This is a genomic window from Azohydromonas lata NBRC 102462, assembly GCF_001571085.1.
Classification (GTDB): Bacteria; Pseudomonadota; Gammaproteobacteria; order Burkholderiales; family Burkholderiaceae_C; genus Azohydromonas; species Azohydromonas lata.
Genome location: NZ_BCTC01000164.1, coordinates 1 through 10,343, shown reverse-complemented (window position 1 = coordinate 10,343; position 10,343 = coordinate 1). Strand labels below are relative to the sequence as shown.

Annotated in this window: 12 protein-coding genes and 1 pseudogene; 3 read left to right on the top strand and 10 right to left on the bottom strand. The window is 64.7% G+C overall.

Features of this window, described 5'->3' with window-relative positions; translation table 11 throughout:
- Positions 1-95: 95 nt before the first annotated feature.
- The 10 genes and pseudogenes from ALA01S_RS29155 to mobA form a co-directional block, all read right to left on the bottom strand.
- A complete protein-coding gene (locus ALA01S_RS29155; protein ID WP_066342946.1) occupies positions 96-341 on the bottom strand; it encodes a hypothetical protein in 246 nt (81 codons plus the stop codon).
- Positions 342-461: 120 nt separating this feature from the next.
- Positions 462-1,310 carry a TniB family NTP-binding protein gene (locus ALA01S_RS29150; protein ID WP_066342945.1) on the bottom strand — a complete coding sequence of 283 codons (849 nt, stop codon included), beginning with the start codon at positions 1,308-1,310 and terminating at the stop codon, positions 462-464.
- A gap of 36 nt (positions 1,311-1,346) precedes the next feature.
- Entirely contained in the window at positions 1,347-1,616 is a 270-nt protein-coding gene (gene icmT / locus ALA01S_RS29145; protein WP_066342943.1) for an IcmT/TraK family protein, read from the bottom strand.
- Positions 1,613-2,776, bottom strand: a complete 1,164-nt coding sequence (traJ, locus tag ALA01S_RS29140; RefSeq protein WP_066342941.1) for a plasmid transfer ATPase TraJ — start codon at positions 2,774-2,776, stop codon at positions 1,613-1,615. The genes icmT and traJ overlap by 4 nt, the downstream gene beginning before the upstream one ends.
- Entirely contained in the window at positions 2,773-3,552 is a 780-nt protein-coding gene (locus ALA01S_RS29135; RefSeq protein WP_238456003.1) for a type IV secretory system conjugative DNA transfer family protein, read from the bottom strand. The genes traJ and ALA01S_RS29135 overlap by 4 nt, the downstream gene beginning before the upstream one ends.
- Before the next feature lie 145 nt (positions 3,553-3,697).
- On the bottom strand, positions 3,698-4,177 hold the full coding sequence (locus tag ALA01S_RS29130; RefSeq protein ID WP_157119379.1) for a DotD/TraH family lipoprotein: 480 nt from the start codon (positions 4,175-4,177) through the stop codon (positions 3,698-3,700).
- A gap of 57 nt (positions 4,178-4,234) precedes the next feature.
- Positions 4,235-5,926, bottom strand: a pseudogene (gene traI / locus ALA01S_RS29125) (TraI/MobA(P) family conjugative relaxase); the annotation flags it as partial.
- A gap of 11 nt (positions 5,927-5,937) precedes the next feature.
- A complete protein-coding gene (locus ALA01S_RS29120) occupies positions 5,938-6,153 on the bottom strand; it encodes a hypothetical protein (protein ID WP_066342934.1) in 216 nt (71 codons plus the stop codon).
- 1,065 nt (positions 6,154-7,218) lie between these two features.
- Positions 7,219-7,476: a hypothetical protein gene (locus ALA01S_RS29110; RefSeq protein WP_238456002.1), complete on the bottom strand. Its 258-nt coding sequence runs from the start codon at positions 7,474-7,476 to the stop codon at positions 7,219-7,221.
- A gap of 99 nt (positions 7,477-7,575) precedes the next feature.
- Entirely contained in the window at positions 7,576-7,893 is a 318-nt protein-coding gene (mobA, locus tag ALA01S_RS29105; RefSeq protein ID WP_218011552.1) for a plasmid mobilization protein MobA, read from the bottom strand.
- 239 nt (positions 7,894-8,132) lie between these two features.
- Between mobA and ALA01S_RS33715 the strand changes: the two genes are divergently transcribed.
- Genes ALA01S_RS33715 through ALA01S_RS29095 form a run of 3 tightly spaced genes read left to right on the top strand, consistent with a single transcriptional unit; the run spans position 8,133 to position 10,252 of the window.
- A complete protein-coding gene (locus ALA01S_RS33715) occupies positions 8,133-8,918 on the top strand; it encodes a hypothetical protein (protein WP_157119378.1) in 786 nt (261 codons plus the stop codon).
- Between the two features lie 10 nt (positions 8,919-8,928).
- Entirely contained in the window at positions 8,929-9,612 is a 684-nt protein-coding gene (locus tag ALA01S_RS29100) for a nucleotide-binding protein (protein ID WP_066342924.1), read from the top strand.
- On the top strand, positions 9,605-10,252 hold the full coding sequence (locus ALA01S_RS29095; protein WP_066342921.1) for a hypothetical protein: 648 nt from the start codon (positions 9,605-9,607) through the stop codon (positions 10,250-10,252). The genes ALA01S_RS29100 and ALA01S_RS29095 overlap by 8 nt, the downstream gene beginning before the upstream one ends.
- The last annotated feature ends 91 nt before the right edge of the window (positions 10,253-10,343 follow it).

The window sequence follows — 10,343 nt, the reverse complement described above, 5'->3', positions numbered from 1 at the left end:
CACAGGCAAGGCAAGGCAAGGCAAGGCAAGGCAAGGCAAGGCAAGGCAAGGCAAGGCAAGGCAAGGCAAGGCAAGGCAAGGCAAGGCAAGGAAGTCTACGGCAGCGCTACGGCGTGAACTTCCAAGATGGTGGCAATATCACCGGCTGCCAGCGTCACGTAGGCCAGCGCACCGAAGAGGAAGCGGTAGAGCGCGCCGCGCTGTGTGGCCGCAGTGGGCTCGGTGTCGAACGCGTGTGTGTCCGGTACCACCAGGTTACGGATCTCGAAGGCGTGGCCAGCGGTGGCGCACAGTCCGATGGCTTGCCAGGTCGGCAGCACTTGCGCGCCGGTGGCCAGCACGATGAAGGGGCGTGTCGCCCTGCCCAGGCGGTGGCCGCCCCTGGGCTATCGGTGAGGGTCAACTCCGCCAGCTACTGGCCTCGGTGTTGGGATTCCTTGTTTTTCAACGCACGAACGCGCTCAGCAATCGACCAGTTCCATGGTGCGCAATACCCGGGCGTCGATGTTCGCCCGGCCCGTTTGCAGCGCATGGATGGCTGCCCGCTTCAGCACGCGAACGGTGCCGCCGATGGTGTTGCCGCCCAGGTCGTAGATGATGGGCGCGAGGTCCGAGCTGGCCAGGTTCGAGGGCTCGGGTAACGGTAGCCACCGCTCGTATCCGGCCAGAAAGGTCAGGTACTCGGCCGACAGCTCCCAGCGGCCGAGCTCCACGCACTGCAACCCGGACCGGAGTCGCGAGTCGAATTTCAATGCCGTTATGGCGGGCGGCGTACCTGCAGCGACGATGGGAATTTGCAGTGTCGTGCTGGCGTCTGCGATCGCTGCCAGCAGCGCCACCGCGTCGGTCCCTGCATTTGCAACGCGATCGAAGTTGCTGATCACAAGTGCGCGTGCGTGGACGTACCGCATTGCCGCTATCGCTTCACGGCGCTTGCTGCTGGTGGCGGACTTGGTGCCATGCTGGATCAACAGCCGCCATAGAACGGCCGACCAGGACGTGCTTGGCGTGGGCTGTTCCGGCATCGAGATCCAGGGCAGGTATGAAGCGGGCCGGCCCTCAGCGTCGAGTGTCATTGGGTGCCGGCTCAGGAACTGTGCGATCACGGCGCTCTTGCCGTTGTCGCTGTCGGCGACGACAAGCAAGCCCGGCATGCTGGGATGCAGGTACAAGGCATCGAGCTGGTGCAGGATGTCGCCCGCACGCCTGTACCCTACCCAGTGCTCCTCGTTGCAGAAGTCCACGCGCTCTTGTAGCGGCATCTCCACCACAGCCGCGGCTTCGCGCTCCAGATGTGCGTAGTCGCTCATGGCCTTTATTCCCTGGTGTCGATCTCAACCAGCGCCTTACTCCCAGTCCTGGAAGCGGTTGCGGTACCACCACGGGCGCGCGTAGATCCTACGCCCGCGCAGCCAGGACATCGCCTTGCGGTACAGCACGGTGAAGGTCCAGCCAAACCTGTTGAGGATGGCGAAAGCAATGATGGTCCCCACGGCCGTGTAGAAGGTCCACCACCGCATGTGGAACAGCCAGCCGAAGATGGGCAGGAACGCCGTGCAGGGAATGCCGATCAGTGTCGGCGTCTTGGATGCGTCTCTCCAGCAGGAAATGCTCACGACTTCGCTCCTTTGATGCGCTGCACATAGGCCTTGTGGCCCGCGAGCTCGATGAACTCTTGCTTATCAATCGTGCCGGCTTGCAGCAGCGCCCACGCCTTGTCGTCGAGCGTCGCACCAGCAGCCTCAAGTTTTTCGCGGATCATCTTCGGCCAGCGTTCAAATGATTGGTCCTGAAGTTCGTTGCGCAGCTCACGGTCAAAGATGACGTACTCGCGGATGGCTTGGCGCTTGCCGTCCGTGGTCTTGAGCAGCCGCTGCACGACGATCAGCGCCAGCGAGCCGAGCAACCGGTTGGCGATGGCAGACTGCTGGGCCGGTGGATAGACCTGAATCGCCCGGTTTATGGTTTCGGCCACGGAGTCCGTGTGCATCGTTGCAAAGCAAAGGTGCCCGGTAAGCCCAGCCTCGATTGCAGCGTCGATAGTTTCGAGGTCACGGGCTTCTCCGATTCCGATGATGCTGGGCTTGCGTCGCATCGCGTTGCGCAGGCCCGCAGCGAAATTGGCGATGTCACGCCCGATCTGCGACTGCGCCGGCTGTGGACCTTTCCAATGGGCGCCGCCCAGCACGAATTCAATCGGATCCTCGTAGGTGATGACTTTGCGGTCTGGCATCGCCACGCCGGCATAGCCGTAGACGCCGGCCAACAGCGTCGTTTTGCCGGAGCCGGTTGGTCCGCAGACCAGCACGAGTCCCTTGGCCGGATAGAAGGCTTCGAACAGATCCGGCTCGATGCCCATAGTTGTAATGTCGGGCAGATCGGGCGGTATCAACCGCATCGTGATCGCGAACGCAGCATCGAGCAGAGCGACCCGTGCCTGGATGAAATTGCACCGGGCGCGCAGCCGCTTGCCCCTTGGGATGCCGAGTTCTTCGCCGAACAGGTCCAGCGACCGGTCAGCGCCAGTCCCGGAGCGGATTGCACCCTCGACGTCCGGTCCCCACACGCTGCTGATCAAGGCCGAAAGCTGCCCTTGCTTGACGGTCTGGTGGCTCGCGCGGCGCTGGCGTCCATGCAGTTCCACCCAGATGTAGTCGCCGCCTTGGATAAGAATGTCCGACACGCCCCGCTCCGCGGCGTAGACGACGAAGCGCTTGAAGTTGTCGGGATTGAGCTCACCGTGGAAATCGAAGGGTTCGAAAGTGACGTCGCTCATGGTGCGGCGGGAGCGGTAGCTGGTGTCGTAGCGGCCGCTGGAGCAGCCGGGCGTGCCGCCGCCGGGGCGGCTTGACGCGGGGAAGAACGGATGGTTGGGCGCCACTTGCCCGCGTCGGTCTCGAACTGGGCCTTGCCGGTCATCCGCCGCAGCTTGTCGCCCACGACCATGCGCTTCTGATCCCCAGACACGGTTTGCTGCGACTCGGCCACACGTGTGGGCGAAATCATTCCCTGCTGCAGCAGGACCGAGTACAGCACCATCCCGTTGTAGTCCCGCACGAGGCGGTTGAAATTCGCTGTGAGGATGGCGTCAGCCTGGACGCGCCCTTCACTCCATCCCTGCTCCACCGCCGCCTTCCACAAGGCCTGCTCTTTCGCGTCCTGAGGCCTGGCCTGAAGATCTGGCAACTCCACCCATGGCTTGTTGGGCAGCCCAACAAGCAGGTAGTCGCGCCACGTAGGCGGCACGGCCACGAACCTTTCCTCTCGCTCGATCTTGTAGACCTGGTTGGCCGTGCGGATCTGGTCTGGCGCGAACGAAGCCACGTCCTGGGCCGTGGTGATGACGGGCGGCAGCGTGCCGCTGCGCGACACCAATGGGGAGAACTGGAACATCACCTCCAGCGCGTGTGAGCGCCCTTCAAGGGCTTGCAACAGCTCCAGTGACCGCGAGGCGATGCCACCGCGAAAGCCTGTGGTCTTGCCGGTGTCCTGCAGCAGCTTGGCCCGCAGGTCGGCAATGCCGGTGGTCGCCTTCGACTGCGGATTGATCAAGGCTTCCAGCTCCGGCGGCGCAACCTGCACACCTTGCGGGGGCAGACCTGCACCAGCGGTCGGGTATGCGGGGGGCGCGGCATGCGCCAGGAGGCAGCCCAGGCAGCTGGCCGCAGCGGCAGTTAGTCGGTGCATGAGATACCTCTTACTGCGGGCGGCTGTACTCAAGGATGATCCGGTCGCCGACTTGCGAAACAACGGCCCGGTAGCCGATCTGCGCCCGCAGCAGCTGCAGCACGCCGGCGAAGGGCTCGTTTTTCACGTTGAGCTTCACAGGCAAGGGCAATCGCACGCCGGCCGATGCAAAGTTCAGACCCCTGTCGCGTGCAAGGCGGCGCAGCAGTTCCGCGGCGTCGCCCCGCCACGACAGCGTCACGGGCTGGCCGTCGTCCCGGATGTCCGCGGGCTGCGGCGGGACGACGTCATTGAGTGCCGCGGCTTGGAACAGCTCAGCTTGGGTTCGCTGGATCTTCGTGGCCGCCTCCATGATCTGGGCGTCGACCAGAGCCTGGGCTTGCGCCGGCGCCGCTGATGAAGGGGACTCCTTAGGGGTCGATGCGCAGCCGGCCAACGCCGCCATGCAGGCAAGTGACACAGCGAGCAGTACCTTACCGTCTTGCACCATGGGTGCCTCCTTTTCGTATCCATTACATGATACGGAATTGGGAAACTCGTTCATACCCTACCGCTGGCGGCGCCTGCGGGTTGGCGCAGGCTGTGGTTTGACGGTGCCAATGCGCGCGGCCGTGTCCGCTGTTGCAATGTCTGCAACGGGTACCGGGGCAGGCATCGTTTCGGGATTCGCTGTCGGCGTTGGCGCCGCCGGGCGTGACGTGCCGAGGCCGGCAACAGCGTTGCGAAATCCAGCCTGGCCTGTCGTCTCGACTCCAGGCCCGTACTTCTGGACGGCCAGGGCGTGTGCCGCAGCGAGCGCTTGGCTGTGGGCCAAGGCAGCAGGCAGGACCTCGATGCGTTGCCCATGGTCGACGAACACCTCCTGGCCTGCGCTGCTGCGGTACGACACCGAACCGTTGCGCTTCACCACGAACGAGAAGCCGTTGCCCAGCTCCCGTGCAACGGGATCGACAACTTCTGCGCCCCGAAACCCGTCCACGTGCTCGGCAGCGGTCAGCGCGGCCAGCTGCCGCCGCTCACGCTGCTCGGCGTAGGCCCAGCCGCGCAGCTGGCTGATGGCTGCCGCGTCGCCGCGTGCCGCCTGGTCAGTGACCCATTCCCGAAACGACATCCGGCGGTTCGCCGGGTCACGGCGCAGGGCGTCTCTTTCCTGCTTGATGGTCTTGAGCAGCCGCTGCCGCGCGCGCAGCGTTTCGAACGCGATCACGCTGTACATCGCCCGTCGCATGCCCGGATCCCGCACCGTGTCGCGTACCTCCGCCCTTCGGCGCCGGGCAGTGGCTCGCAGCTCCTCGAATCGCTGTTTCACGGTCGCCTCGTCCAGGCGGCGCAGCGCAAAGCTGGCGCGGTACTGCTCATAGCGCTCGCGCAGGCCTCGCCGTGCATCTGCCCGCTCCTGACGCCGCTGCTCCCTGAGCGCCGGGTCGCGGACAGGCTCGCGGAAGCGGTCGTACCGCTGTTCGGCAAGCAGGAGCTGCTTGGCCGGTTCCTTGTATGCACCGAGCTTCTTGGTCAGGCGAGGTAGCGACAGGCTCTCGTGCATGTCACTGGCCTTGATCGGGGCCCGGCTTTCCCCGCTGAGGTCATACACGGCCAAGCCCTGCCCCTTCGGGCGCAGCTCCAGCGCGAAGCGCGCCAAGGTCGCATGCAGCGTGTCCCAGCTGGGTTTCGGTCCGCCCAGGAGCTTGAGCACGGCAGCCTTGGGCTCGCCGCGAGCGTAGGTGAAGAGGCTTTCAGCGCCGGCGTGGCGCTCCATGTCGGCGGCGCGAGTAGGCAGCTTCTCCTTGCTGTCCGGGGCCTTGCTCGCCCAGTCGATGACCTGCTGCCCGCCCCTTTCGAACACGGCGTAGGGCCCCTTGTCGTGCTGCCAGCCGTGCTGCAGTTCCAGCTCGCGCATCGCGCGGTCGAGCTTGAAGTAGTCGCGGTCCGGGTAGACCGCGGCGAAGGTGTCCGGATTCACGCGGTTCACCGCAATGTGCAGGTGCACGTGAGCCGTGTCGCGGTGCACCGCGAACACGTACTGGTGGTCCTGCATGCCGACTGCCTGCAGAGCGTGCCGACCGCAGGCGAAAGCCTGGTCGTCGGTGGGCGACTCGCCAGATGGCCAGGACAGCACGACGTGGTAGACCGGGTCCTTGACGCGCGCGTTGCGCGCGGCGACGACCTTCATCTCCAAGGCGGCAGACTCGAGCGACAGGCAGTTGTGCTCGCATGCCGTGCCGCTTGCGCTTTGCACCCGCGCCGGCTGGCCTAGGAGCCGGGCGAGCTCTCGCTCAGCGAGAGCGCCTGCTGCATCTCCTGGATGTCCTGAAGCACCGGCTTGAGCATCGCGCGCAAGTGCGGCTCGATGGGCGTGGGCTCGGCTGAAAGTGCGTCCTTCAGCCCGCTCAACCGGTCCGAAATGTGCACCTGCTGCTTGTAGATGGTTTCGAGCAAGGGCAAGACTTCCCTGATGTGAATTGCCATGAATGGCTCCATGCAAGGCTGAGAGTTGAGAGAAAAGCGCCTGGGCGCGTGCGGTAAGTTGGATGTCGAGTTGAGGCGAAAGCCGCAGGTACTCGTCGGCGGCCACCAAGCGGTGGCGAGTGCCTTCCAGGGCACGCCGGTGGGTTTCATCCTGGCCCGCGGCGTCTGCATGGCTGCCAATCCCGCCTTGCACTGGCAGTCGGCCGATGCGTTGTGAGTCAGCCAGCCGTTGCCGTGCAGCAGCGGCGCCTGCCACGTTGCGGCCCTTGGCGGTCAGCAAGTGCGTCTGCGCAGCCTCCAGGTGGATCTTGGCGAGGTCCAGCGCGACAGTTCGTTGAACTGCCATCTCATGCGTACCAGGCGCCACGAGACCACCGGGTTCAAACAATGCCGCCATGCGCGTGTAGAGAGCGCGGGCATGTGCAGCCAGCGTGGCGTTGTCGGCGGATGCGGCACGGGCCAGGTGCTGTCCCGCTTTGTCCACACTGCGGCGCGCATCGTCGAGTGCATCCCGATGCGCTGTTCCAGCGGCCATGCCCGCCGGGCCCTGATGGCCGCTTAAAGACCGCCTCGCCACACTCCAAAGGCCGCTGAAGACGCTCCCCTTGCCGTGCTGCCCTACAGCGTCCAAATAGGCCTGCGCGGCATCCAAATGCCCGCGCACGTGAGACAGGTCGCTGCCTGCAGTTTTTGCCCCCTGTACGGCCTCATGATGTGGTTCGCCCGATGCACCGAATCCGGACGCCAGCAGCGCATACCGGGCACGCGCACGTGCAGCGACCTCCGGCGCCAGCGATGGTGCTGTGCGCACCAACAGTTCCCCGGCGGCAAGAACGCGCTCCCGTGCGCGCTCGATCGCTTGTATGTGGGCTGTAGTCGGCCCACCTTCATCGCTGCGTTTGAGCGCGTGCCGGGCACGTCGCCGCTGCGCCTTCTCACGCGCGTTTTCCGCACGTATCGGCGCGGCCGGAGCAATGGGCAAGTCACGGCGGCTCTCGACGTTCAAATGCTGCTGCGCTTCGCCCAGATGGCCGCGTGCCTGAGAAAGCGCCTCGCCGTGCGATTTCAGCCGGCTGCTTGCGCCGTTTTGGGCAGGTCTTGCCGAATCAATTCGATCTTCAGGTTCTGCACCAGTTCGTCCATGTCGCGGCCCATGGGCACGAGCAGTCGCGCGAGCACTTTCAACACGTCCTCGGAGGGCATGTCGAGCAGCTGCATCAACTCGTCCAACAGCTTGCAGTTGATCTTCTGCTGCTCGGAGATTTTCACGAGCAATTCCAAGAATTTGGTCGTGTCGCTGTCGGTCGCTTGGATGGAGCTCATCGTCATCGTCCTCGTCCGGTTTTTCACTGACGTAATCCACCAGGTCTTCGAAGCTCGACCTGTGGTCCTGCCGCCGCGACGGCACCTTGGCCAGCATGCTCAGCTTCCCAGCCGCGTGATGGCTTGTGTGATCTCAGCCAGCAGCTTGGCGTACTCGGGCTGCAGCGCGCCGCCCCCCTGCCGGAACAGCTCCTTTTGCTGTCCGCCCAGCAGCCGCAACTCGTTGAGGATGTGGTCGTCTACGTGCGACCTGGTGCGGCGGCCAAGGGCCGCTGAAAGCATGAACTGGCCCACGCTCATGCCGCAGTCGGCGGCCTTCTCGCGCACGGCCCGCTCGTCATCAGGGTGACAGCGGACTGATGGCAATAGCCCTGTGCGCTTGCGCTTTTCACTCTCGCTCACTGGTGAGCCTCCCATACACAACGGGGTCTCGGGGCGCAGCCCTGAGCAGGGGGGCAGGCGAAGCGTAGGGAGTGCAACGACTGGAGCACAGCCGGTTGTGCGGACGCCGCTTGCGGCGGTAGCACAAGCCCTACCCTGTCCCGGAACTTGGCCACTTGCCCGGTGCATCACCGTACCACCGGTTCCGTATCGTGTCTAGAATGCGGAGAACAAACCCCGGGGGATCAACCCCGTTTCGAGAAACGGAACGCCCGATGGAGATCACCGTTGCCCAGGTTGATGACGTGCGGTCGAGGCTGCTGGAGATGCCTCCACTGGAGGAAGCCAAGCGGAAGTTGACGCTGCAGCAGGCGATTGCGCGGATGGCTGGCGAGCTGGCGGAACTGCAGCGCCGGGGATACTCGATTGACGACATCGCGAACATCCTTCGCGCTACCGGCGTCGAGATTTCTTCGACCTCGTTGAAGACCTACCTCAGCCGCGCGCGCAACACGTCAAAACCACGGCCCAAGCAAGCATCAACGCCCGCCACACGCAATGGCCAGAAGCGCACGCGAGAACTGACCGGCGCACCGACGAATGCGCAAGCGGTTGATCGCGTTGCTGAGCAAGGACAGCCGGGGGCCGTGACGCCGAGTGCAGTACCTGGTGCAGCCCATCAGCCAAGCTCGGCCGTCACGGCTGACACCAGCGACGCCGTGACGCGTGCCAGCACACCCGCTGCAACGGCTGAAACCATCGCGGCCAGCGGCGGCGGCGCGACTCGCGCCGCGCATGGCGTTGATCGTCGAGTTGAGGGCGAAGTTGACGGCGCGGTTGATCGCGGAGTTGACAGCGCAAAGGACAGACCAAAAAACCACGGCGCTGATACGAGCACACCTGCTCCAGTCAGCGCATCAGGAGGCGCGCCGCGTGACGGCGCTGGGGATGCAAGGCAGGACCGGGCCGGTGGTCCCGCGACTGCCGTCGCGAGGGATCAACCGCAGCCGGTCGCGCGCAGCAGCAGTTTTGTGCCGCGCGCGGATTCTCCGAACATCTGAAAGTAGCGCCATGAAGAAACGGATTTACATCGCAGGTGGAAGCAAGGGCGGCGTCGGCAAGTCGATCCAGAGCGTTGCGCTCATCGACACGCTGGGCTCACGCAGAGAAAAGGTGCTGTTGATCGAGTCCGACACGTCGAATCCCGACGTGTTCAAGATGTACAGCGGCGAAGTGCAAACCGAGTTGATTGACTTGGACGACGCCAACGGGTGGATTGACTTGGTGAACGTGTGCGACCAGAACCCGGACCACGTTGTGGTGGTCAACACGGCAGCGCGCAACAACAGGGGCGTGACGGCGTACGGCCAAACGCTCAACAGCACCCTGAAAGAGCTTCAGCGCGAACTGGTGACGCTGTGGGTGATCAACCGGCAGCGTGACAGCCTGGAACTCCTGCGTGACTACATGGAAGCCCTGCCGGGGTCGAGAACCCATGTCGTGCGCAACAGCTACTTCGGTGACGAGCGCAAATTCGAGCTGTACAACGGATCGCAGATCCGCAAGACGGTCGAAGACGCTGGCGGCCGGTCGCTGACGCTGCCTGACCTGGCGGATCGAGTCAGCGATGACCTCTACAGCAACCGGCTTTCGATAGCCAAGGCGATGGAGCAATTGCCCCTGGGCAATCGGGCGGAACTGGGCCGCTGGCGTGCGGACGTGCACACGATGCTGGGGGTCGTTTTGAATGCCTGACCTGGAGTCGGCTTTCGAGAAGCTGCTTGGCCGGCAGCCCTCGGAGCAAGAGGTTCAGGAGCTGTACCGCGTCAAGAACGGGCTCAACATCGGCGACAACGACGCGTTGTGGATCGTGCTGATGGCGCTGCAGTCGTACGAGACTCTGTATCGCCGCGTGCCGTTCACCATCGGCGCTGAGGTCAAGAAGATCGTCGCGGAGCAGCGCACCCTCATCAAAGAGACCGCTGAAGCGGAAACAAAGCGCGCGTTCAATTCGCTGGCTGAAGCGGTGAGCGAGGCGAGCGTTGCTGTTGCCGCGACGGCGGCTGAGTCCCGGCGTGTCCTGGCCTGGGGCTGGGCGCTTTTCGGACTGATGGGTTTCGGCGCGCTGTGCATGCTGGTCGGCGCAGTGTTGGCGACAGGACATGCCCCCCCATGGGTGAGCAGGCCGGCCGGCGGCGGCTTCGCCGCGGCCATGGTGGCCACGCTCGCGCAAACGCCTGCAGGGTGGATCGTGGCTATCGGGGGCGCAGCTGCAGGAGCTGCGGCGCTGTGGCAGTCCAGGGCTGAAGTGAAAGCCGGGAAACGCCTTGGCATGGTTGCATCCGCCTTGTGCCTGATTGGGCTGTCCATCGCGTTTTTGCTGCCGGTACTCTGACCCGCGGCCTGGCGGTGGCGCCTGGTATTGGTTTTCGGGGCTGGTGACGGTCCGGCGCAGCCGGTCCGTCGTGCCGGGCAGGCGCAGCCTG